Genomic DNA, 22588 nt, shown 5'->3' on the forward strand with positions numbered 1-22588 from the left:
CTCTCACCCTGACGTTTAAGGGTGGAAAGGTGCAGTTCGTCATATACGTCCAAAACGTCTTGAAGGGTTTGGGCCGTCGCGGCGGCGCGCTCCTGATCCCTGCGGGCCTGCTGGGCTTCAAGTACTCGATCAAACCCACGTGCGGCCTCAGCCTCTATCTCAAGAGCCAATACACGGGCCTCAGCCAGCCCAATCGCGCCATCTTCGCGCTTTCCGGTCGCGGACCATGTGCAATAGGTTCCAAAGGTATGCTTCCGCTTCGCACCGCCCTTAACCCTCTTTTCGTACATCCACACCGCGCGGGCAGGGTAGACACGCAACCGCAATCCGACCCGCTTTGTATCCGATATCTCGTCCCGCCCTTCTGCCGGTCTCTTAAGGCTCTTTAGGTATCGGTCGTTCAGTTCTCTTTTCATCAAATCGCCTCTGGGGGACTCATGGGGGACAAAATGGGTTGGATTTTGATAGACGATTATGGATGATTGTAGACGCTATTTGTCTGGGGGACAATATATAAACAGTTAAAAACCATTTAAATCAATAGGTATTTTGGATTGATGTAGACGGATGCGGACGACAGTTGAAAAAGGTGGTGAGAAATGGATCTCTGATTTGTAATCAGTAGGTCCGCGGTTCGAGTCCGTGTGGGGGCACCATCTCCTCAGCTAACACATTGGTATCGCTTCAGATTTTAGCCACTGCTAGGAGCCGTAGACCATGTCGGAGACCATTTCGCGCCCATTCACCTTCATCAAAGATGGTGTTTTCTACTTCAGCCGCCGTATCCCGAAAGAGTTGAGAAACCACTACACGTCGCCTCGGATCACGTATTCGCTACGGACAAAATCGCCCAAGATCGCTGAAGCAAGAGCCAGAAGAGCAGCCGATCAGCTGGACGAGTACTGGTATCACCTGCGTTGTCGTGATGCAAAGCTACCAGAAAGCTCATTTACCGAAGTGGGGATGAACAATGGTCTACCGGAAGCCGAGTTACCCGAGACTTTTGATGGCGATCAGTTCCGGGTCTTGCTAGCCGCTGAGAGTATCAGACAGGTTTCGACCAGCCCCTGCTGCAAACCATGTATGTCGTGAAACGGTTGGCAGGAGTTCAGGCTGTTCAGACCCTCTCCAGGCTAAACCGCATGGCACCGGGTAAGTCACGAACCTTTGTCCTCGATTTCGCCAATGAAGAGGAAGACATCTTCAACGCGTTCAAGCCCTACTATGAGGACACACCGGTCGGGGATAACGCGGACCCACAGAGGCTCAACGAGTTGCAGCACCGTCTGTTGGAATGGGCGGTCTTCACACGTGAGGATGTGAGTGCTTTTTCATCTGTTTGGTACGGGAAGCCGCGCACGACACTCAGACCGAACTGGATATCCATTGGCATCCATTCGAGTTGAATCCGCAGATGGCCGAGGGTGGTGAGAACCTGCGCGACAACTTGGCATCGAAATACGGGACGACGCTGGAAGGGTCGATCAAGGCACGAGCCCGCCTGACAGAGATGGGCGCGGCACTGGGGTTCACGTTCAATTACGCCGATGACATGCGGATGTATAACACCTTCCGCGCGCATCAATTGATTGACTGGGCCGCCGAGCAAGGCAAAGGCCATGAAATGAAGCAGGCCCTTTTTTCGGCGTTCATTACACGCCGTGAAAACGTCTCGGACATACAGGTTCTGGCAAATGCGGCTGCTGGCATCGGGCTGAACCGCGCGGATGCGTTGGACATGTTGCAAAGCCAAGATCGGGCCAATCACGTGCGCCAGAAAGAGCAATTCTGGATCAGCCGAGGAGTTCGGGGTGTGCCCGCAATGGTGTTCGGCAAACGTCACCTTGTGACCGGCGCGCAGGGCGAGGAAAACTACGCCCGCATCCTGCTGCATCTACGAGACGACAGGGCCGCGTGACATCCGTGAATACCGGGCACTGCCAGCGCAATAAACCCACGATCGGGCGGGTGTTGCCCGGCATGCCCTCGCTTAACAACAATTGTGGGGGTTGCATGACGAAAGTCTCCGCGACAACCTTCATCTTATAGTGAAACTCAATCTAGGTGGCCGCTTGTCGGCCACAACAGCCTTCCAACCTTGAAGAGTTCCCAATTTATGGCATTGCATGACCACCCCATGTGGCGAAAGCCCCAACATCACCAGGACCTTGACCATGCACATGATCATGTCCACTGGGCCGAGCTGTTCTACGACCTGATCCATGTCGTGACGATCTTTCTGCTGGGCAATTACTTGTCGCATCATCTCGATCTGCATGGGTTTCTTGTGTTCGCCGGGGTCTTCATCACGCTCTGGTACGCGTGGGGCGAACTCAGCATATTCAACTCGATCTTCGTCAGCACCGATTTCTGGCACCGGCTGATTATGGCCGTGATGATCTGCACGGTGATGTTCATGGCAGCGGCGATCCCGGCTATTGACGGCAAGGGTTGGGTTTTCTTCGCGTTAGGATTTGCAGCGAACAGGGCCATGCTCGCGGCGTTGTACTATCGCGCCCGGCGGGCCAATTCATCTGGCGAGTCCATGTCGACGGCCCAGATCCGGAATTTTTCGGTTTTTGCGGTGATCTTTGCCATCACGGCATTTCTGCCAACACCCTTGGCCTATTGGGTGTTTGCTGCCGCAATGGTGGCCACGCAGGCGATGTACATGATCCCAGGCCTCACTGTATTGCGCTTCGAACGTTTCGTCCCGCGCCTTGGCCATATGGCGGAACGGTTTGCTCTGCTGACACTGATCGTTCTGGGCGAAGGGTTCTTCAAACTCGTCGTAACTTTGTCCGAGAAAGGCATCTACAAAGTCTCACTTGATGTGCTTGTTAATTTCGTCATCGGTGGCGTTTCGATGTTCGTCATGTGCTGGATTTATTTTGACTTTGTCGGCAACGCCAAGCCCAACGACAAGAAGGTGTCGACATTGGTCATCTGGTGGCTTGCGCATCTGATCTTGATGTTATGCGGCGTCATGGTAGGCGTGGCCTTAGCTGCCGAGGTCAAAGTCGGTTTTTGGGAGCCATACCCGACCGAATATGCCGCCATTGGCTGTTTCGGCCTTGCAGGATATATCGCCATGCTTTGGGTGCTCCAGAACGTTATTGAACACCGTCTTGCATCGGACTTTGGGCGCTGGGATGTGCGGGTATTTGGGATCGTTCTGGCTATTGCCTGTTTCTTTATCGTCCCCCATGTTCCCTCGTTGGTTGGCAATCTGATCTGGGGCACAGCCTTGCTATCGCAAATCGCGATCCCCCTGACGCGCGCCTGGACGCAGTTTCGACATGAGTGAGGCAGTTACAAATTCGGGCTATCTAAAAAGGAAAGTCTATTGGTGGCTCGAGCGCCCGGACAGGGCGGCCACCGGTCCATGGTTGCTTGAAATAGCTCTAATTGCCCTCATCACACTGAACGTGGCCGCCGTTATCCTGGAGACGGTCGACTCCATATATACCCGTTGGGGCCTGGCGCTGAACCTCTTTGAGGGTTTTTCTCTGTTCGTATTCGTAGTCGAATACGCGTCAAGGCTGTGGGTCGCCACCGAAAATCCAAGTTACAAAACGCGTGCTGCCTGGGCCGTCTCCCCGATCGCCATCATCGATTTACTAGCGATTTTACCTGCGCTGCTCTATTTGATCTTCCCGGTTGATCTGCGTCTGTTGCGGACCTTCCGTATGTTGCGGCTCCTCAAACTCACTCGGTACTCGCCCGCACTTGGCATGCTGCTCGCTGTGTTTGAGGAAGAGGCCGGCGCCTTTTTTGCAGGTTTTTTTATCCTGATGGTGATGCTGATCTTTGCTGCCAGCGGTGCATGGCTGGCAGAGCACGAAGCGCAACCGGAGGCATTCGGATCGATCCCAGCGGCGATGTGGTGGGCGATGGCAACGCTTACGACCGTTGGTTATGGCGACGTGACGCCCGTGACAGTTGCCGGTAAGATCTTCGGCGCTGCGATCACGGTGATTGGCATTGGGATGGCCGCATTGCCCGCAGGGATCATTGCCAGCGGTCTGAACGACCAGTTGCACCGCCGACGAGCCAGCCTGGAACGTGAATTTCGAAAGGCCTTGGAAGACGGCGATATCTGCGACGCGGACGAGGCCGTTATTGAAGCCGTTCGCAAGCAATTGGGTCTCTCGCGTCGCGCTGCCGATCATATCCGAAACCGCGTACACGCTGAGACCATGTCCCAGGCCGATCACTGCCCTACCTGCGGGCAAACTGTGCAAAAGGCCAAGCCCCAAGCGTGAGCAATTGGCCTGCCACTGATCAGGTGCCGAGCTCCCAACTGGATCACAGCAGATCTGTGAAAATAGGGGGTTTCGAATAGAGTATTTCGCGTGCTTGGATGTTTCGCTGCTGTCCTACGCGATCTGTGTTGTCGACGGCATCCACGCAACTTGCTGTCGATAGCACGATGTAACAGAGCAAGCTTTCTCAGGTTTTTGCGAGTTCAAGCCGGGGGTGAATGGCCCTAGCCTGCTTTGGCTGCAACGGCCGCTTCTTTACCAAAAGCCGTCCCTTGTTCCAGGGGCGCAACGTGTTGCGAAAACGGGGACTTGGTTTTCGAACACTGTGATGCCTACATCCATTCCTGTCCTTCCCAAAATCGGCAAGTTGCCAATGGCTGTGGTCTGGTTGCTGCTCGCGTGCCTTCCATTCGCACAAAGTCGCCCAAGCTCGCTGAAATGAAAGCCAGAAGAGCTGCCGATCAGCTCGATAAATACTGGTACCACCTGAGGTGTCGTGACGCAGAACTTGTGGGGAAGCACATGCTGAGGCTTCAAAATGCAGCGGGAGCCGACCACTCCGATCTGCCGCTTGTTGCCTCCTCGTCATCTGTTCTTTTGTCTGAGGTCGTGGGGATTTACCTGCGGTTGAAGGGTATAGGCCGCCCTGTGACTTAAGAAAAACCGCAGAACCCAACCCATAAATCTGCGCGGTATTCGGTCACAGTTTTGTACAGCTATACCACAGATTTGCATGCCACAGAGAACCCCAGGAACAAACAGGGTCCTCTGGTACAGTTGCTAAACACAAAAACAGTTTACTCCCAGCTTCCAGCAGACGAGCGCCAAGTCTTGGCTTCGGCATCCCACACACTGGCGCTGACGCATGGCGTCGGATTTATTCCCTCGCAATCGGATCCATGCACGTCCGCGATGACAATGCGTTGGCTCCCAAAATCAACGACCGTCCAGCCTTGGTTGAGCAAGGAATGCACCTCTTCGCTAATCCAAAAGTGCGACATGCATCCGCCGGTACCACAGTAAAGGGATGCGGCGCTCGAACACGCAAAACCAGACTCATTCAGAACCCAGTCGCGTTGTAGATCTCCGTCGAGATCGACCCTTTCAACCGCGCCCCAGGCTATGTCAAACTGACCGTCGTTGAACTCCGCGCAGGCTCGTGCCGCCAGATCAACCTTCGCCTGCAAACCGGGCGGAAGTTGCGATACATCAGCCGCGACAGCTGGTGAGGTCCAAACTAGTCCCGAAACAAGTACGATCCCGGAAACCAAATACTTCAGCTGGTGCTCTATTGGGGAAACTGATTGGAAGGCGGCGTCAATTGCATTGATCATATCTGAAGTCCCCGTATTCCAGCCAGTTTTCCGCGCCTTCGTTAAAAATCAGAAACTCGGACCTGTCTTCCCCAAGCAGGGCGACGACAAATCCGGCCGGCGGCTTAGAGTTTCCAAAATAACTATAGGCGGTCATGGCTCTGATCAACTCGCCATTGACCGATACTCGCGCGTCCCACTCCCCGTCCGGAGTGTCCAAAATTACCGGTTCGATCACGCGCTCTACCGCTCCGCCACCACAATAGGCGATGCCTTCGGGCGCTTCGTAGGAGGCCCCCTGGCGAGCACCTGAATCGCAGGCGGAACGAAGGGACTGAATTGCCGCGCTGGAACCTTTCAAGTCAAAGATTCCATAGCTGATATCTTGATCAATCATGGACAGATTAACCGATGCATTGGCCGCAAGCTGGTCCAGTACAAAACCATAGTCCTCTTGACTATTGAAACTGACTTCGACGGGATAGTTGTCGACGATCTGCACGGCAGCGTTTTCTGCGCCAACCTGAAATGCCCCAACTTCGGTGGTGCCGTTCTTCAAAAATCGAATGGAAAGCCCCTGCTTCTGCACAATGTCCTGGCTGTCCTCATATCCAGCCGGAGCAAAGCGGATACGGTTACACTGAAGTTCCAGCGTCATGTTTCCGGTCTGAATAAATGCATTGGGACTAGGCCCGGAACTGAACGACCACTCCGCCGATGCCGTGGTTGCCATTGCCATCATCAGCGCTCCAACGGAAATCGGCTTGAAATTCATTCTTTCTCTCTCCACGGCGTTGCATTTGGCTCTTTCTTGCAGCAGAGCGTCGGGCCCACCGCGCCGACAGCCAGATCAGGAAACAGGTTCGCCGTATTCGTTTGCGCCTTCTTGGGAAGGTCGTGTCAGCCACCAGATCATCAGGATGGACAGAACCAATTGAAGAATTGAGAAAACAACAATGCCGGTTGCGCCCAAAACTGCCGCGGGTCCACGTAATGTATCGGGGTTTTCCGTTCCTTGCTCCAATACCGAAAAGAACGCCACCCCGCCCAGCATAACAAAAAGCGTTGTAATGCTAAGCGCCATCGGCAGCAGCAAATACCAGCCAGGTCGTCCTGTATCATGCAGCCTCCGCCAACCGGCGGCCAGCATGGGTATGAGAACAGCCAGTTGGAAAACAGAGGACAAAACCCGAGATCCCTGCCCCGTTTCGGGATTGGTCCCGAATATGATCGTATCCAGCACAGCTAATACGGCACTCACGAGAACCACGAACAAGAAGAACCACCAGTATTCTGATCGTAAAGCCCGACCAGAGAACTGGAAGTATTTCGAAAAACACGTTTTTACTGCTTCAACGAATCCCATGTTTTTGTCCCTTCGTCGTTTCTTGGCGGCGTCAAAAACGCTTGGCCGCGTAGGGAACACTCGCTTTTGCGAAAATCCCCACATTCTTTTTGTTTGAAAGCAAAAGCCTTTCGCACGAAAGCCTAGAGAAATTTACGCGCGGAAAAAATATTGATTTATGAAAAATTAGATTCAAATATGAGAATTCGACGCAACTTTATTTTACCTCCGTTGTTGTCGCTGTCGCCCGATTTACCGGGCCCTTCCGACTGTCGGAGTGAGTGCTGGCAGTCGGAAGGCGTTTTCAATGATTGAGCGTTGGGAGAACGCGATGCCAAGACTCAAAATACTAGCTCTTCTTCCAACATTCGCTCCAGCTTTTTCCAGTGCGGTCACGCGTTGTTGGCAGTGCATGCGATCAACGCAATATTGTTCTGCCGGCCAAACCTTAAGCGGCAAGTCTTTTGGGAACGGCAGTCACCAGTTCGAGGTATGCACTATTGGCCGCTTAGGCGCTGGAGCTTCAAAACGTCGCCTCTAATTCAATTGAGATCAAAGAACCCAGAGGGAGAAGAAAATGACCAACAAGATGGTGATGGTTGCAGGCACGACATGTTTCGCACTGCTTGCGGCCTGCGACGATGCGGGTACATCAAGCGCGTCTGCCGAGCTCACGCCCGCTCAGCAAGCGTGTTTGCGAGACGTGGCCAACACAACGAACAATTCGCAAGTCGTTGTTCTGTCGTCTGCGTTCAGCGAGGCGGGAACCCAGGTCACCGTCGGCGTTGGCGAGGATCGTGCCCCATGGAACTGTATTGCTTACAGTGATGGCGCCACAGCCGGTATCGAGTTCCTGGGCGACGAAGGCGCATTGTGACCTGTTTGGTGCGTGGCTGAACACGGCCGCGCAGCACTGGCTCGCTCATCGGAATGCTCGACTTGGTTTGTAGAATAGCCACTATCATATTCGCGATCCTTTACCTGTTGGCGTTGGTTGCGTTCTTGACGGGTACATTTGGCTGGTTGGGGCAAGAAAAAGACCCTTTGTCCGGGGTGTTCCTTTTGCCGTTGGGGTTGCCCTGGATACTTCTAGCGGACTTGCTCTCGGAGTCGACCAAACCGTGGTTCGCGGCGCTCGCACCGGTTTTCAATCTTCTAGCGCTGGTCTTGATTTGCAAATGGGTACGCAGTTTGCGGCAGTAGTGAACGCCGAACGCATTCTCACCAAAAGGGAGGAAAACATGGGAAAAGCGATCTTGGGTATCGTGATCGGGCTCGTCCTCGGCGTGGTTGGGGCGATGACCTTGGGTGGAGGTGCCGCGATGGGTGTCGGCGTTGCGACAGGCTTGTCCGCCGGTGTCTGCTCTACATTGAAAGGCGCACAAGCCGAGAATCTGATCACCGCCGAGCAAGCGGATCAGATCCTCAATCGCGTGAATTCCGAGATGGCATCCCTGCAAGGAATTGAAACGACGGACGAGATCGTCGGAAGCGCACAGGCATGCGATGAGTTTCTGTCCAAGTTGCGGGAAGCGAAGTGATGTTCCGCTTTGTACAGAAGAACACTGTAAGGATTAGCCAACAGGGGACAATCTGATGAAACTCCGTTTACTGAACCTCCTCACACCCATGTTTGCAATTTCGGGCACAGCTGCTCTTGCAATGTCGGAAGCCGATGACGCGTGTATCGATCATTTACGGCAAGTTGGTGGGCCAGACGGTCAATCCGGTACGATTGAAAGCTCAGAGTTTTCCGAAGCTGGCACGTTGGTCATGCTACGTGACGCAGGTGGGACACTCTGGCGATGCATCGCGTACAAGGATGGAAGCATCGGAGAGATGTCGGTTGTCGAGGCGATGGATGATGGTGGTGGAGCTATGGCCGGTGCCGAAGGATCTACCGGTAGCCAACGTGTCAAATTCGATGCTGGTTCAACTGGCGCCGAACTCGTTGGCCAACTCGCGCCCGGAGCGTCCCAGCAATACGTCCTTGGCGCCAAAAACGAACAGTTCCTTTACGTTCGCGTTGCTCCGCGAAATGGCACCTTGGACTACGTTATTCGAAACCCCGATGGTTCTGAACTGTTGGGATTGATGTCGGCGGACAAGGAGTATCGAGGGCAGCTGTGGCAATCCGGTGATCATGTTGTCGAGGTCATCAACCGCGGCAACTCTTCCGTCGGCTACAACGTAATTTTCGGAATTGAATAGGTGATCGACGGAAAACCCTGGAACGGCAACTCAAATCAGCTAGGAAAAAACAGATGAAATCCAAAGTCTTTTTGGTGATCGGTACAGTGTGTATTTCTGTACTCTCAGCATGCGACGAGAGTGGCGGGTCAGTGGATGCGAGTGCACCAACTGTGGGCAGCTCTAGCGATCTTTCGTCATTTGAAGGGGCCAGAGCGGGTCAGGCTGAAATGGGCATCCAAAGTCTTGGGTTTGAACTTATCCGAAGCGAAGGGCTGACCTCTTACTGGTTTAACAAAGATACCGGCGCATGTGCGCGGATCACGACATCTGAAGGAAGGTATTCAGATGTAACTATGCTGCCATCAGGCGACTGCTGACAATTTTCAACAATCCCAAATCTGAAAAAAGGAGCTCTAGTTTGCATTTCGATCTGGCACATGCGGCGGTCATCGTTGTCGCTTTGATTATCACAAACCTGGCATTGAAATCGGCCGGCGTGATCAACGAAGAAAACAAACACCAGTGGAATTGGAAAGTTGTTCTGGCCTACTTCGTGGTCGTCGTTATCATCAATCTGGTGTGGCCAATTTGAAGCTTCGCGGCGGGACGCTAACCGCCACCAAAGATGTTTACGGTGAATGTGTCTCTCCGAGAGATTACCGGCTGGAAAAGTGTGAGCATCACGGGCTGAACACAGAAAGGAACACGCATGCGGTTTTTGACGTCACTTATATTCATTGGTGTTCTGGCAACCGCTGCGACTTCTGACGTCACCAGCCGAAACGGTGGCCCTAGCAACAGCCAAATGCTTTCAAAAAGTGGCGACGGAGGGGTCGATGGCGTCGCTTTCTTCCGCCCAGTCTTAAGCGGTGTGTTGTATCGATCCGGTTTCAAGGGCGGCGACAAGGATCGAACGGGTCTGAGTGACGTTCAACGCGAAACCTTGTGCGAAAAAGGGTTTTCAACTGGGTTTTATGCCGACTTCGGCAAAGACACTCAGTACGGCCGCACCAGTTGTGGGAACGGATCCTTTGACTATCAGAGCGCCAGATCCTCCCGTCCCGGTGTCGTCATGGCATCCATACACGAAGTAATTGAAAACCCGGGTAAGGGCCCTGTTCTGGTGCACTGCATGTGGGGCGTTCATTCCTCTGGCGCACTGTCGGCAATGGCGCTTGTTCAGTTTTGCGGTTGGACGGAAGAAAGGGCCAAGGATTATTGGAATGATGCCCGAAACGGGGCGCCTTGTTCAGGCGGGTGTGACCAGTGGATTGACTCAAAATTTTCCAACTTCAGTGTCGACCCCAATCTGAAGATTTCCGCCGAAAAACGGGCTGCGATTTGCCCTAGATGATATCCGGAGGACTATTCAAATGAAGTTCCATCTTCTGGGGTCTCTTGCTTTCATTGCACCCACCATCTTGTGGGCGAGCGACGATGTTCTGGGTGAAGCCACGACTTTTGATAGCCCTAACGGATTTACTGAGCGCTGTATTCGGATCGAGAAAATACCAACGGGCGCGTATAAGAAAAGCGATCTTGAGGAAGAAACAACCTATTGCGAGATTGATTTCTATGCCTCCGAAATTGCTGTTTGCCCAAAAACCTGGAGCACCAGCCCAGGAATGGCCGTCTACGATATTTCGGAAGGACCCTACGCCGGGAACCGTTCCGAATTCGAGAGAAACGCTTGCAAAGAGGGGAAGGCGGCAAAAGATCTGGCAAAGGACAGGGTGGCTAAATTCAAATCCACCATGAACCAGAAGGGTACAAGCGGAACGTTTTCAACCTCTTCGCTGCTCTACTACCATTTCTCCAGGTATTTCGACGCGACGGTGAACGTTCCGGTGGCGGTCTGGCGTAGCATGGACGCTCAGGCGCATCTCACCGAGGTCGCAGAGCCCGGCCTTGCGATTTCTGGTGGCTCTCATGGCGGGCGCATGAACCACGAAGGTTGGCGGGTATTCGTGGCTGCGGATGCCGGTCCGAACTCGTACCAGCCAACCGATGATCTGTTCACCGCGGATCGAACGCAGATATACGGTGTCCTGCTTGACAGCCCCGGTCATCGCTACGGCTCGGAAATCAACGGCACCCGTAAATCCGGTTGGGGCAAAGGCCAAAACCGCGATTTTCAGGAAACACCCGCCTTCTTGGCCTTGCGGTCTTCAAAACCCTTGCCCGAGGCCATTGTAGAGGGTGTCAGGGAAGGTCGAAAGGATCGGCAGATCAACAAGGATCTCGGCCCCGATGTCAGCGACCAACAGATGGCATTTTGGATGCAAGAACTTACCGAGATTGTTCTGCTCGACTTCATCTTTAGCCAGCAGGACCGCGTAGGAAACATAGACTTCACACCCTATTGGTATTGGGTCGAAGACGGAGACCTGAAGCACAAGAAGGCCAAGCACCATAAGCCAAACGATGGAGATGTTCCAGCCGACGCATTATTGATCCGTCGCAGCAATCTAAACGACAACGATGCTGGTGGGCGTGTCGAATATGCCAACTTTGCGAAATCCACTCAGATGTTGGAGAAAATGCGACATTTTTCTCCAAGCACTTACCAACGCTTGTTTGCTTTGAATAACGACCTTCAAACGCAAGGCCCGATTTATGACTGGTTGTCGCAAAGCTTTGGCCTGTCAGATAGGCAGATTGCGCAAGCCGTTAAAAATACAGCGCTGGCAACGTCCATTCTCCAGAGCAATTGTTCAAAAGGTGTTTTGATGTTCGACTTGGACCCCGTCGCATTCTTTTTGAAAAACGACACCGAGGTAAAGGCTGTGGACTGTAATGACCCGTAAGCGCTCCGTCACCGCGGCGGTGTTGATTTGGTCCGCTCTGCTTGCCTGCAAAGCGGCGGCTTTGGATGTAATCGTCATATCGGATCTGAACGGAAGCTATGGCTCGATAAAATACGATGCCCGTGTCGACAAAGCAATTGAACGGATAATCGAGATTGATCCAGATCTGGTGATTTCGACCGGAGATATGGTTGCGGGTCAGCGCATTCCCAACTTGTCAGACAAACAGGTCAGAGAGATGTGGAAGGCGTTTCACAAGGCAGTGTCAGACCCGCTGGAGGCTGCCGGAATTCCATTTGCGGTCACGCCGGGAAACCATGATGCCTCTGCCTATCGCGGGTTCGAACGTGAAAGAAAAATATACGCCGAGGAATGGGCACCGAGAAAACCAGACGTCGATTTCCTGGTTTCGGATGACTATCCGTTCTTCTACGCGTTTGAGATGAAAGGCGTCACGTTTGCGTCTTTGGATGCCACGACCCTTGGGCCGCTATCCGGCGATCAGAAGGACCAAATTGAGGAACTGGCGGCGAATGGAAACCCGATTGTCACTTTCAGTCACCTGCCGCTTTGGCCCTTCGCGATCCAGCGCGAACGCGAAATCATCGGTGACCCGGCACTTGAGAAAATCTACCTGCAAAGCGGGGTCGTTCTGCATCTGTCCGGCCACCATCATGCCTTTTACCCAGGCTGGAAAGACGGTGTGGCTTATGTTTCGCAAGCTTGTTTGGGCGGTGGTCCACGACGGCTGATTGGTGATAATGCCAGATCACCTCACAGCTTCACTCATGTTACGTTCCAGCCGAACGGAGAGTTTGGGATAGCAGTATATCGAGGGCCCGATTTCGAAAGGTCGGTAAACTTCAAGTCGCTCCCGAAAGAGATCAGATCCCCGAATGCGGTGTTAAAACGATTGGACCTTGTGAAATAACTAGAGGTTGAGTTTCAACTCAACTTTTTCGGGGACCAGATCGTTTATCATCTCTTCGATCCGGGCTTCTGAAAGTCCACCCGAAGTAATGAAAAGCAATGAAACGCGAGACTTGCCAGGGACGTGGTGTTTTCTGACCAGCTTCCAGCCAGCGTCTGCGGCCATGGCTTCAATGGCGCCGCTGACGTTCAATGAGTGCTCTTCGTCCGAAGCTTTGAGAGAAATCTCAACACCCTTGTTTCGCCCTCCAAGCCAAATGAAACACCAACAAACAACTGCCACCAGCGTGGCCATCAGCGGCAAGCCCAAACCGACCGCAAGACCAAGAACAGTTACGACTATCATTTCGACGGTGTCTACCGGATCATCCAGATTGGAGCGAAACCTGAGCAAAGCTCCGATGCCAAATATGACAAAACCAATCATTGATCCGTGCTGAACCACCAGGAATCCAACAGCCATGCCAATAAGAGCATAAAGGAAGAACAGCCTCGGCATGACCAAGTCGCCGATGCTTCTACGGGCTTTGCGTCTCACCGGATGATAGACGATCAAGCCAGCCAGAATGATCGTGACCACCACATCGAGAGTAAAGAAATACAGTTCCTGTTTGCCGCGAAACTGAGTCCATTGGCGTTCGATCAGAATTTCTGATTCCGAAGCTCCGGCCAGCATCGTTGCAGGATCGATTTGCGACACCGCAGCGCCTGGCAACAGCAGCATCAACAACACGGTTTTAAACGGGAATGTCGTATTCAGCTTTTCTTCCTTCCTGCTCAGGCCAAGGGCTTAGGCTTCACCACAGGCACATCGTGCCCCATTCAATTCAATCGCAACAAGCGGGATCAGGTAAAGAGTTCAATGAGCATTCTTCCGACATCGCATCTGAGTTGTGATAAGAACGCGATAAAGGGATGTGTTCCACGGGCGAGAAAACTGAATGGCAGAAAACAAAGTGTTTCCGTCAAAACCTGAAATTTCAGGGAGCTTCTTTATGCTTAGACGGCTCGCTTTTGCGCCCGGGTTAGTGGCGGCAGCCTTCCTGCTGTGGGCTGATCCTGCATGCGCCGAAAGTGCTGATCTGGTTCTGGTCGATAGGTTCAAGGTCGCAGACAAATCAGAAGGGTTTTCAGAGCCTTCAGGTCTGTCGCTTTCCAGCGCTGAAGGCTTCTTGTGGTCTGTCAGCGATGCCGAACCTAAACTGCGTCTCCTTGGAATCGACGGGGCATTGGGAAACTCTTTCAAGTTGCCATCACTGAAGGGATCAGACCTTGAGGGTGTCGCTTCGCGAAAAGATGGATCTGTATTGGTGCTTCAGGAAACTGACCGGTCAATTCTAGTCGTTCACCCAACCGACCCCATTCAACTGACAACGGTTCCACTTGCTACTCTCAAGGGTTATTCGGATGCAGCTGAAATGCTCGTCGGTAATCCATTGAACAAAGGGCCTGAGGGCATCACAGTCGATCCGGACACTGGGCGAGTATTCGTGGTCATCGAAGGGAAACCGCGGTTGTTGCTGGTATTGTCACCAGAGCTGACGGAGATCGAGGAAATCACCCCCTTGGATCGCGAATCTGGTTTTAAGTCTGATCGCGTAAATGACGATGAGCTGGATGTAAGCGGATTGGCTTGGTCTGCGTCCTCAGGTGTACTGTGGATTCTGAGCGACAAAGGGCGCCAGATCTTTTTGTACAATCCCGAGACGAGAACGGCAGAGACAATAGAACTAACTTATATGAAAGACGGCGACCGTAAGGTTGTAAAGCATCCAGAAGGGATCGCCCTGGATGAGCCCAATGGACTTCTCTACATCCTGACAGATGATGCCGAGAAATCGCGACTGTATGTTTTTGATATTCCCGAATTTTGATAGCTAGAAAACGAAGCTCACACCGCCACAATGGCTTCCGCAAGTTGTTGCAGCTTGCTTTGTACGCTTCTACCTTTGTCCGCCTCGATCAGAACCTCCGTTGGAGTGTGGCTGGGACTAGGCGACCTTGATCCAGCGCAGGACATTGCGCGGGTAAATTTCATGCTCACGTCATACGTCGCAAAAAGGCTTCAGCCGTCGTGACATGCTTGTTTTTGACCTCTGGCGACATGCGCCCAGCCGTACGGCACATCATCGCCCAACGGGGATTGCCAGCAAGTCTATCGGTGTGTTTCAGGATAAAGCGCCAATAAAGCCCGTCCCAGATATCTGCCCAGGGCCCTTTGCCCCAATGGCTCATTTTTCGAATGTAGTTTGAGCCGGAAAAATACGGTTTGGTGGTGATCAACCCGCCATCGGCATGCTGGCTCATCGCATAGGCATTAGGAACCATCACCCAATCATAGCTGTCGACGAACATTTCCATGAACCAGCGATAGACATGGTCTGGATCAATCTCACACAGAAACATAAATCCTCCCAGTACCATAAGGCGTTCAATGTGGTGGCAATACCCGGTTTCGAGCACCCTTTTGATCGTGTCGTCCAGCGGATCAATACCAGTGGTTCCGTTGTAGAATGAGCGAGGCATAGGGCGGTGATGGCCCCAATGGTTTGTAGTGCGCATCTGCACACCAAGGTTCTCATAGGTAGCACGCATAAACTCGCGCCAACCAATGATCTGGCGGATGAATCCTTCTACCGAGTTAAGGGGAATGCCCTTGCGATCAGCATGCGCCAGGGCAGCGTCCAAAACTTGCTTCGGCGTCAACAAGCCGATGTTCAAAGCAGGCGTAAGAACGGCATGCCACAGCCAGTTTTCCCCCTCGACAATAGCATCTTCATAGTCGCCAAAGTGTTCGAACCGCCGTTCCAGAAACTGCGCCAGCCAGTCGGATGCAGCTTTGTGTGACGTCGGATAAAACAACTTTTCCAGGCTGCCCAATGCATCTGGAAAGTCAGCGATAACGCTCGCTTTTGCCGCTTCATCAACTGCGTCATGGGCAGGCCAGTCGATCCAAGGCAGGCTGCCCAACAGCGCCTTGGGCAATTTTTTGCGGTTTTCCTCGTCAAAACTCCATTGTCCCCCGGCCGGTTGGCCGCTGTCCATCAACACGTTCAAACGGCGGCGTTGGCCCTTGTAGAACTCCGCCATGAACCAGCGTTTTCGACCGGCAGACCATTCCAGATTGTCGGCCCGCGTATTCAAAAAGCCGGGCGATGGCTGGATATCGAGCGTGATGTCGGTATTGCCAGCCGCTGCCCGAAAACGTCTTTCTGCAATGAAGTCTACTGGATCAGCCATGATCACTCGGCTGACACCACGATCACGCAGGTTCTGAAAAAGCCGCAGACATGCACCCGGCTGCCGCTCAAAGGGCCAGATCGCAGCATCAAAGCCCTTGGCGACCAAGCCATCGCGATAGCGCGCCATTGAGGCGCGGTGCAGCCAAAGCTTTTGCTTGTGCATCGTGGCGGGATAGTACGTGTCGCCAAAGAAAAGCGGGTCTTCGAAAAGTGCAACAGTATCGGGCCGGGCGGCCAGGCCCGGGTGTTGGGCAAACAATTGGTTGGGAAGTAAAAGGGCGGCAGTGGACATGGGCTATGGTCTTTTTTGGGTGGCCAAGTTCAGTTGGCGTAGAAGCGACGGGATCTTCTTTCGAAGGCCGAAGAACCCGGCCTTCGCATTAGGCCATGTTAAAGCGTCGTACGGCCGCATTATCCTGTTCAAAGAAAGGCCTGCGTCTCTCAATACAGGTTCCGCACGATCCAGCCGTGACTGAGTGGGACCGACAGGCGCATAGGCTGTTGCAATGGTCGCAACACCTGCATTCCGTGCTGCCTCGATCAACGTACCACACCAGTCCTCGGTCGATTGCCCGAGTTTTCCGTGGGGTTCCAAAGCGTTGCTCATCGCGCCCTTGGCAAAATCCTGTACAACGTCTCCCAACGGGTTTGGGGATCGACCATGCGTCGCCAAAAGTCCGATCTTGGCAACAGGCGATGTCGGCATCAATTGATGAGCTGACAGATCATCCTCTGTCAACAGCAACAGATAAGGGCTGTCTGAGTGCATGTGCGGACTTGAAAGGGGAACGAGCGGGTGATCTACCGGCTCGGTCAGCGGTTCTGCAAATTTGGCCAGGCCTTTAGGTTGAAACCGTCCTTCAGTGTATTTGGCGATGTTGTCAGGGCGCGCGAGGTAAGTTTTGCCTTTCGTGTGCAATCCGCCAACCCAGCGCCAGCTCAGCGTGTTCGATGCGGGATCGCCATCCAGCAAATGTCGCAAAAAGAAATCTGCACCAAGCTGCCAAGGTATGCGGAGTGTAAAAATCCAGATTGATGCAAACCACATGCGCGCATGGTTATGAAGGTAGCCTGTCGCCACCAGTTCCCGCGCCCAATGGTCGAAACAGTCGGTGCCGGTATTGCCGTTCACTGCATCATTGAAACGGGTCTTTAAGCCCTCATCATCTCTTAATCGCTCGCAAGCGCTCAGCAAATCCCGCTGATACAGTGACCAGACGCTGGGCCTTTGTTCCAGCCAACCCTTGAAGTAAGTGCGCCAAAAAACTTCTTGCACGAATTTCTCCGCCGCGTCGAAATTATGCGACGCTAAAACCGTTGCCAGTACTTCTTTCTCCGTTATCAAACGGTGGCGCAGCCAAGGTGACAAACCCGAAACATTGCTGCGACGCTCAGTCCCAAAATCGTAGTTTCGCGCACTTGCGTAATGGCGCCCGGTGCGTCCCACGAACTGCTTCAGCCTTATAAGACCGTTGGTCCTTGTGGGTTTGAAATCAAACGTCTCTTTCGCTTCATCAAGTTCTGAAAACATCTCGATCATGCAGCCGATCTGCATTTTTTCGAGCAGTATTTCACCTCATCCCAAACGTTTTCCCATTTCTTGCGCCACGTGAACGGGCGCTGGCAGACCGGGCAGACCTTCTGGGGTAAGTCGGCTTTCTTGCGCATCTTCATCACTGATCCTCCAGAGGCAGGCTGAGTTGCTTTTGATTTTGAGACGCCCGCGCGACTTTGCGAGGATTCCGCCGATTCTTTCGGCTGGCGTGTTTTGTCACGATGGCGTGTGCTTCGGAACGAAACTCCGCACTTCGGCGGACTCCCCAAACCCGCTCGCGCGCGGCCTTGGCTGCCGCTAGATGGTCAAAAACACGCTCTGGATAAAGCGTTCCAAGGATGTCTTTCGCGTTGTGAGCTTTCCAGGGTTCATGGATATGCTGATCCGCAATTTGGGACAATTCCGGCAACCATGTCCGAATGAACAACCCTTCTGGATCCTGATCATAGCCCTGCTTAACCGGATTATAGATGCGCACGGTATTGATGCCAGTGGTGCCTGATTGCATCTGCACCTGACTCCAGTGAATGCCCGGCTCATAGTCGGTAAACATGCGCGCCAAATGCTCACCCGGGGCCCGCCAATCCAGCCAAAGATGATAACTCGCAGTGGCCATCACCATTGCGCGCATCCGAAAGTTAAGCCAGCCCGTTGCCCGCAATGACCGCATGCATGCGTCCAGAAATGGATATCCCGTTTCGCCGTTGGACCATGCGGTCAAGAGCTGGGCATCTGGCGCTTTCGGTCGAAGACCATCGTAGAGCCGATGCAGATTTTCAAATTCAATCCGGGGTTCATCCTCAAGTTTCTGAATAAAATGGCAATGCCAATGCAAACGGCCCGAAAACGAGCGAAGCGACTTACGCCAATCTTTTGCCTGCGGCGGCAACCGGCGTCTCTGATTTTCAGTATCTTGGGACACCTCGCGCATCGAAAGCGCACCCCAAGCCAGATAGGGCGAGAGCCGCGAACACGCAACGGCCCCCTCCAAGGGGCTGGACATTTCGCGTAGGTATCTTTTGCCACGGTGGGTCAGAAAACTGCTCAGACGTTCCAAACCCGCAGCTCGTCCACCGGCTTGACGACCAACACATGTATCATCCCGCAAGCCAAGGTCGCGCCCCGTGGGAATATAGCCCGGTTCTACGTCGATATGCTTAAGCGCAACTGGTGAAGCAACGGGCAAAGCCATAAACCGATCCCAACGTTCCGCCCAGCCATCGCGAGACTTGAGCCTGCGAAGAACGCCATGGTTTTGTACTTCGTGCCACCGCACGCCGTGGTCCCTGCACCATGCAGCTACCTGACGGTCCCGCTGATAAGTCCAATTGTTTCCTGTTTCTTCATGTGACCAAAGTACGTCTATCAGACCACGATCTTTTAACTTGGAAAGGACCGCCAAAATTTGTCCCGTGCGCACAATGAGTGGTTGTCCCAGTTTCCCAAGGTCATCACGCAACTCAGCGATTGTCTCAGCAACAAAGTTCCACTGCCGTGTTGACGCGTCAGGTTGCTGCCAAAGCTCAGGTTCAACCACATAGAGTGGCAGAACTGGCCCGACCTCAGACGCTTGCGCCAGTGCCTGATGATCATTTACCCGTAAATCCCGTTTGAACCAGACGACCTGCACGATACCTCCGTTTTCAAGGTTTGTACGCATGGCCACTAGAAATGGATCTATGTTCCAGTCTTCCTCGCATTCCGCTAGGACGTGGTTTTTTGCAGAGAAGCCATTGGCCTTCGGTACATGAATGTCGGAAGCGTTCGCGAACCCACCGAAAGCACGTGGCCAAAAGAAAAAGACCCCGACAAAGGTGACATTGGTAAGTGATCGCTCTGGGCCCTAAACCACCAAAAAAGGAGCGGGTTAGCCCATCTCTGTCTTATTTGAATGTCTGATTTCTGAGTAAAGGATAAAGAGACCAGCCCGTCGATTTGAACGCTACCAGGCACGGTTTGCAACGGACCTCAGAGCATCCACCCCGAAAGCTCTGTAAACGCAAGAGGGAGGTATTCAAACGGGACCATCCTGTTTGCGCATCGAAAGCAGAAGCTTGACTTATGCGGTATCAAGCCCCGTGGATCATGAGCTGCGCCAACCGCTGAGCTTGTGAGGCTGAGCTTGTGAGATTGCAGTAGTCATCTTCTGGTAGGGCAACTTTTCAGTGCCTTTGGAAAAACAGCGAGGTGCCTACAAACCCCTCACCTTATTCAACAAAATTGCCCGCACGCCTGCTATTCAGGCGATGCAATCGCTAAAATTTGGCTAGCATCATCACAAGTTGCGGCCTCATAACGCATCTTTATGTCACTGCTGAACCCTCGTTTCTTCGGTATCTGCGCTAAGTCTTGCAACGGGACGGATGAAGCCCACAAGACGAGGTCAAACAAAATGGACAAAACGGACAAAGCTGAGGTTGCTCTCACATCTGATGACGCCGCAACCCATCATTCGTTTGCTACGGTTTATTACGACGGATCTTGCCCGCTTTGCTCCGTTGAGATCGAACACTATGCCTCCTGCGAGGGCGCTGAACGCCTGAGGTTTGTCGACGTTTCCAAATCCAATGTTCGAATTGATGAAGATCTAACGCGGCAAGAAGCTATGGATCGTTTCACTGTACGTCGACCAGATGGAGTGCTTGTATCCGGTGCACGCGCGTTTACGGAACTCTGGGGCACTTTACCCAAATGGCGTTGGCTGGCACGGGTGGCAAGCTTGCCGGGGGTAACGCCTTTGCTAGAGCTTGCATACCGGGGCTTCCTGCCCCTAAGACCGATGCTTTCGAGGATCGCGTCTTGGGTCGGAGCGAAGTCGGCTAACGAGACAGGTTCGTCGACATGATCAATCTGGACGATGGTCATTTCAATGGCTGGTTTGGCTCGTAAAACGGGGGCTCGAACCCGCACTTGGCAACACTCGCATTATACTCGCGCTTTGTTTTGGGTTGGTCACGCATATCGGTGCCGCGGGTTCTGCTATTGCTCGGTTTGCTGGGTTAGGAAGGATGGAGGTCGTTCAGATGACATACTTTGCAAGAAGCGCCTTTACAGGCAGCGAGGCACTCAATCGCGTGACCAACAAGAATATCCCCCCAATCTTTCGCTGAAGGTAAAGAATATCCATTGGCATTGGGGTCGGGACATACCCGGCCCGGGCCAAGGCCATGACTTCCTTGTTCAGGTGGTTAGAGAGCGTTCGGTCAGAAAAATCAAATTCATTCGCGGATAGGATTGCGTCGAAAACAATGCGGATCATTCCGAGGATCCGGTCGTCGAACGGGCCATCACCTTCAACAAGCTTCAATTGGATGGCAGCGTTACGAAGCTCTTCGTCATCTTCCCGCAGGCCTGCACGCAGCAGATGCATATACCCATCAATTGCCGATGGTTGCAGTGCTCGGGCCGCACCAAAATCCAAGAGGCTGATCTTCTCATTTGCCGGGTTGTATCGGTAATTGGCAAAATTTGGATCACTTTGCATGATACCGAACTCGAAAACCTCGCGCAGCGTGAGATCGACCAAGGCTTCTGAGACTCGATTGCGTTCCTCTCTGGTCGCATCACTCACGGTCTCGATAGGGCGACCTTCCAGAAAGGACATCGTTAGAACTTCGGGAGTGCTCCAATCCGGAAAGAACTCCGGAATTTCGAAGGCTTCATCACCCTGCAAGAGGTCAGCAAAGTGGCGCATGTGCCGCCCCTCGCGTTCATAATCCGTTTCTTCACGTAATTGACTGCGCGCCTCTTGGATATACGGCCCCAGATCAAAGCTTTTGGGAAGTAGACCGGACATTCGAACCAACCCGGCCACATTGGCAATATCGCTGTCAATACTGCGAGCGATACCGGGATATTGCACTTTGATCGCCACATCGCGCCCGTCTTTCAAAGTTGCACGATGTACTTGCCCGATACTCGCCGCCGCAATGGGCCTTACATTGAAAGTTTTGAAGGATTTGCGCCAATCTGTACCCCAGGTTCGGTTCAGGACGTCACGCAATTGCTTCGGTGGCATGAAATGCGCCTGATCCCGCAAACTTGCCATGATGTCAGCCAGCTCAGGTGGCAAGACCTCGCCTGCATCCATCGAAATCAGCTGACCCACCTTCATCGCTGCCCCTCGCATGCGCGAAAGCTGATCCGCGATCCGTGTCACGTTACCTGGGGACATCAACAAACCACGCATATCGGGTCGCGCACCGCGACCGATCTCTCGAAGGGCGCGTACTGCCACGTTTCCTGCAATGCCTGCCGTCATGCTGCTCAAACCGGCAACACGGACCAAACGGCTTGTCGGAACTGCCAAAGAGGTTGGTGAGGGTTTAGGGTCAGTCATACATTCTCACCAAAATTCCGTGCCCGGAGAGCCTTTGATGCGACCTTTCAAATTTTCGGTGACCCAACCTCCATAAAAGTCCCCGGGTTGCGGGATCACGCGATGCTTGCCAACGAAACAACCGTCCATAAGCCCGGCGTAAAAGGCGACATAGCCCTTTATCTGTTCAAACCTGGTGGTTGGTTCCTCGTAACTCCATGCGGCTTTTGTGGCCTTGGCCGCCCCGCTCTGAACGTCCCAGTAACTCGCAACGCCCTTCCATTCGCAGTATGACCTGACCGAGGTTTTTGTCAGAACGGCATCAATGTTATGCGGTGGGATGTAGTAAGTTGGGGCGTGGTGGGTTTCGAGAACCTGAAACGCCTGATCGGTTTCTACGATTGTTCGGCCGCCAAACTCTATCCGTACGTTATGGGGCACCTCTTGCAGCGCAGGTGGCCGTGGATAGTCTTGCACGTCTTCAATTGTCAAAGCTGTCATTGTCGGACCGGATTGTGTATTCGGCTGTTCCTTCTGCGAGATAGCGCGCCGACAGCGTTATTCTAGCGAAAGAGCTTTCAACACAAGGTAGGCGAACTTGAACCACAATTGGGCTTAGT

Annotated in this window: 24 protein-coding genes and 1 pseudogene; 13 read left to right on the forward strand and 12 right to left on the reverse strand. The window is 53.2% G+C overall.

Annotation, left to right across the window (positions count from 1 at the left end):
• A partial coding sequence (locus tag GOW31_RS16880) for an integrase arm-type DNA-binding domain-containing protein (protein ID WP_171171657.1) occupies window positions 1-416 on the reverse strand: 416 nt, incomplete at its 3' end.
• 301 nt (window positions 417-717) lie between these two features.
• Between GOW31_RS16880 and GOW31_RS22110 the strand changes: the two genes are divergently transcribed.
• The 4 genes from GOW31_RS22110 to GOW31_RS16900 all read left to right on the forward strand — a co-directional run bounded on the left by GOW31_RS22110 (window position 718) and on the right by GOW31_RS16900 (window position 4265).
• The gene (locus GOW31_RS22110; RefSeq protein WP_254441748.1) at window positions 718-1092 is read left to right on the forward strand and encodes a DUF6538 domain-containing protein; all 375 of its coding nucleotides are present in this window, start codon (window positions 718-720) and stop codon (window positions 1090-1092) included.
• 247 nt (window positions 1093-1339) lie between these two features.
• Entirely contained in the window at window positions 1340-1918 is a 579-nt protein-coding gene (locus tag GOW31_RS16890) for a DsbA family oxidoreductase (RefSeq protein ID WP_217356701.1), read from the forward strand.
• 198 nt (window positions 1919-2116) lie between these two features.
• Entirely contained in the window at window positions 2117-3307 is a 1191-nt protein-coding gene (locus GOW31_RS16895; protein WP_171120640.1) for a low temperature requirement protein A, read from the forward strand.
• On the forward strand, window positions 3300-4265 hold the full coding sequence (locus GOW31_RS16900) for an ion transporter (RefSeq protein ID WP_171171659.1): 966 nt from the start codon (window positions 3300-3302) through the stop codon (window positions 4263-4265). The genes GOW31_RS16895 and GOW31_RS16900 overlap by 8 nt, the downstream gene beginning before the upstream one ends.
• Window positions 4266-4402: 137 nt before the next feature.
• Here GOW31_RS16900 and GOW31_RS22115 read toward each other — a convergent pair.
• From GOW31_RS22115 to GOW31_RS16915, 4 genes and pseudogenes are all read right to left on the reverse strand, one after another.
• Window positions 4403-4554, reverse strand: a pseudogene (locus GOW31_RS22115) (integrase); the annotation flags it as partial.
• A gap of 508 nt (window positions 4555-5062) precedes the next feature.
• Window positions 5063-5599, reverse strand: coding sequence for a hypothetical protein (locus GOW31_RS16905; protein ID WP_171171662.1), 537 nt, complete (start codon window positions 5597-5599; stop codon window positions 5063-5065).
• Entirely contained in the window at window positions 5583-6353 is a 771-nt protein-coding gene (locus GOW31_RS16910; RefSeq protein WP_152456660.1) for a hypothetical protein, read from the reverse strand. Before GOW31_RS16910 ends, GOW31_RS16905 begins: the two co-directional genes overlap by 17 nt.
• Before the next feature lie 75 nt (window positions 6354-6428).
• Window positions 6429-6944, reverse strand: a complete 516-nt coding sequence (locus GOW31_RS16915) for a DUF805 domain-containing protein (RefSeq protein WP_171120647.1) — start codon at window positions 6942-6944, stop codon at window positions 6429-6431.
• Window positions 6945-7500: 556 nt separating this feature from the next.
• On the opposite strand from GOW31_RS16915, the gene GOW31_RS16920 reads away from it, so the two are divergent.
• From GOW31_RS16920 to GOW31_RS16950, 7 genes are all read left to right on the forward strand, one after another.
• Window positions 7501-7800: a hypothetical protein gene (locus GOW31_RS16920; RefSeq protein WP_171171664.1), complete on the forward strand. Its 300-nt coding sequence runs from the start codon at window positions 7501-7503 to the stop codon at window positions 7798-7800.
• Window positions 7801-8164: 364 nt separating this feature from the next.
• Window positions 8165-8464 (forward strand): hypothetical protein, encoded by a 300-nt coding sequence (locus GOW31_RS16925; RefSeq protein ID WP_171171667.1) that lies wholly within the window; start codon window positions 8165-8167, stop codon window positions 8462-8464.
• Window positions 8465-8519: 55 nt separating this feature from the next.
• Window positions 8520-9134: a hypothetical protein gene (locus GOW31_RS16930; RefSeq protein ID WP_171171669.1), complete on the forward strand. Its 615-nt coding sequence runs from the start codon at window positions 8520-8522 to the stop codon at window positions 9132-9134.
• A gap of 53 nt (window positions 9135-9187) precedes the next feature.
• Window positions 9188-9493, forward strand: coding sequence for a hypothetical protein (locus GOW31_RS16935; RefSeq protein WP_152456654.1), 306 nt, complete (start codon window positions 9188-9190; stop codon window positions 9491-9493).
• Window positions 9494-9534: 41 nt separating this feature from the next.
• A complete protein-coding gene (locus GOW31_RS16940; RefSeq protein WP_170755412.1) occupies window positions 9535-9708 on the forward strand; it encodes a hypothetical protein in 174 nt (57 codons plus the stop codon).
• 781 nt (window positions 9709-10489) lie between these two features.
• Window positions 10490-11923, forward strand: a complete 1434-nt coding sequence (locus GOW31_RS16945; protein WP_171171671.1) for a hypothetical protein — start codon at window positions 10490-10492, stop codon at window positions 11921-11923.
• Window positions 11913-12854, forward strand: coding sequence for a metallophosphoesterase (locus GOW31_RS16950; RefSeq protein WP_171171673.1), 942 nt, complete (start codon window positions 11913-11915; stop codon window positions 12852-12854). The genes GOW31_RS16945 and GOW31_RS16950 overlap by 11 nt, the downstream gene beginning before the upstream one ends.
• On the opposite strand, the gene GOW31_RS16955 is transcribed toward GOW31_RS16950, so the two are convergent.
• The gene (locus GOW31_RS16955) at window positions 12855-13583 is read right to left on the reverse strand and encodes a DUF4956 domain-containing protein (protein WP_216601229.1); all 729 of its coding nucleotides are present in this window, start codon (window positions 13581-13583) and stop codon (window positions 12855-12857) included.
• 211 nt (window positions 13584-13794) lie between these two features.
• Here GOW31_RS16955 and GOW31_RS16960 point away from each other — a divergent pair, with 211 nt between their 5' ends.
• Window positions 13795-14727 carry an SdiA-regulated domain-containing protein gene (locus tag GOW31_RS16960; RefSeq protein ID WP_171171677.1) on the forward strand — a complete coding sequence of 311 codons (933 nt, stop codon included), beginning with the start codon at window positions 13795-13797 and terminating at the stop codon, window positions 14725-14727.
• A gap of 166 nt (window positions 14728-14893) precedes the next feature.
• Here GOW31_RS16960 and GOW31_RS16965 read toward each other — a convergent pair whose 3' ends face one another.
• The 4 genes from GOW31_RS16965 to GOW31_RS16980 are packed head-to-tail and all read right to left on the reverse strand — an operon-like array spanning window position 14894 to window position 19310.
• Entirely contained in the window at window positions 14894-16387 is a 1494-nt protein-coding gene (locus GOW31_RS16965) for a cryptochrome/photolyase family protein (protein ID WP_171171679.1), read from the reverse strand.
• Window positions 16388-16390: 3 nt separating this feature from the next.
• Complete coding sequence (locus tag GOW31_RS16970; protein WP_171171681.1) at window positions 16391-17635, reverse strand: FAD-binding domain-containing protein; 1245 nt, start codon at window positions 17633-17635, stop codon at window positions 16391-16393.
• Window positions 17632-17769 carry a DUF2256 domain-containing protein gene (locus tag GOW31_RS16975; protein ID WP_171171683.1) on the reverse strand — a complete coding sequence of 46 codons (138 nt, stop codon included), beginning with the start codon at window positions 17767-17769 and terminating at the stop codon, window positions 17632-17634. Before GOW31_RS16975 ends, GOW31_RS16970 begins: the two co-directional genes overlap by 4 nt.
• Window positions 17769-19310, reverse strand: coding sequence for a deoxyribodipyrimidine photo-lyase (locus GOW31_RS16980; RefSeq protein WP_217356702.1), 1542 nt, complete (start codon window positions 19308-19310; stop codon window positions 17769-17771). Before GOW31_RS16980 ends, GOW31_RS16975 begins: the two co-directional genes overlap by 1 nt.
• A 732-nt stretch (window positions 19311-20042) precedes the next feature.
• On the opposite strand from GOW31_RS16980, the gene GOW31_RS16985 reads away from it, so the two are divergent.
• The gene (locus GOW31_RS16985) at window positions 20043-20495 is read left to right on the forward strand and encodes a thiol-disulfide oxidoreductase DCC family protein (RefSeq protein ID WP_171171685.1); all 453 of its coding nucleotides are present in this window, start codon (window positions 20043-20045) and stop codon (window positions 20493-20495) included.
• A 174-nt stretch (window positions 20496-20669) separates the two neighbouring features.
• Here GOW31_RS16985 and GOW31_RS16990 read toward each other — a convergent pair whose 3' ends face one another.
• Window positions 20670-21764 carry an ABC1 kinase family protein gene (locus tag GOW31_RS16990; RefSeq protein ID WP_371813787.1) on the reverse strand — a complete coding sequence of 365 codons (1095 nt, stop codon included), beginning with the start codon at window positions 21762-21764 and terminating at the stop codon, window positions 20670-20672.
• A gap of 231 nt (window positions 21765-21995) precedes the next feature.
• The gene (locus GOW31_RS16995) at window positions 21996-22469 is read right to left on the reverse strand and encodes a DUF427 domain-containing protein (RefSeq protein WP_171171689.1); all 474 of its coding nucleotides are present in this window, start codon (window positions 22467-22469) and stop codon (window positions 21996-21998) included.
• Window positions 22470-22588: the final 119 nt, after the last annotated feature.

The organism is Ruegeria sp. HKCCA0370, assembly GCF_013033705.1.
Lineage (GTDB): Bacteria > Pseudomonadota > Alphaproteobacteria > Rhodobacterales > Rhodobacteraceae > Ruegeria.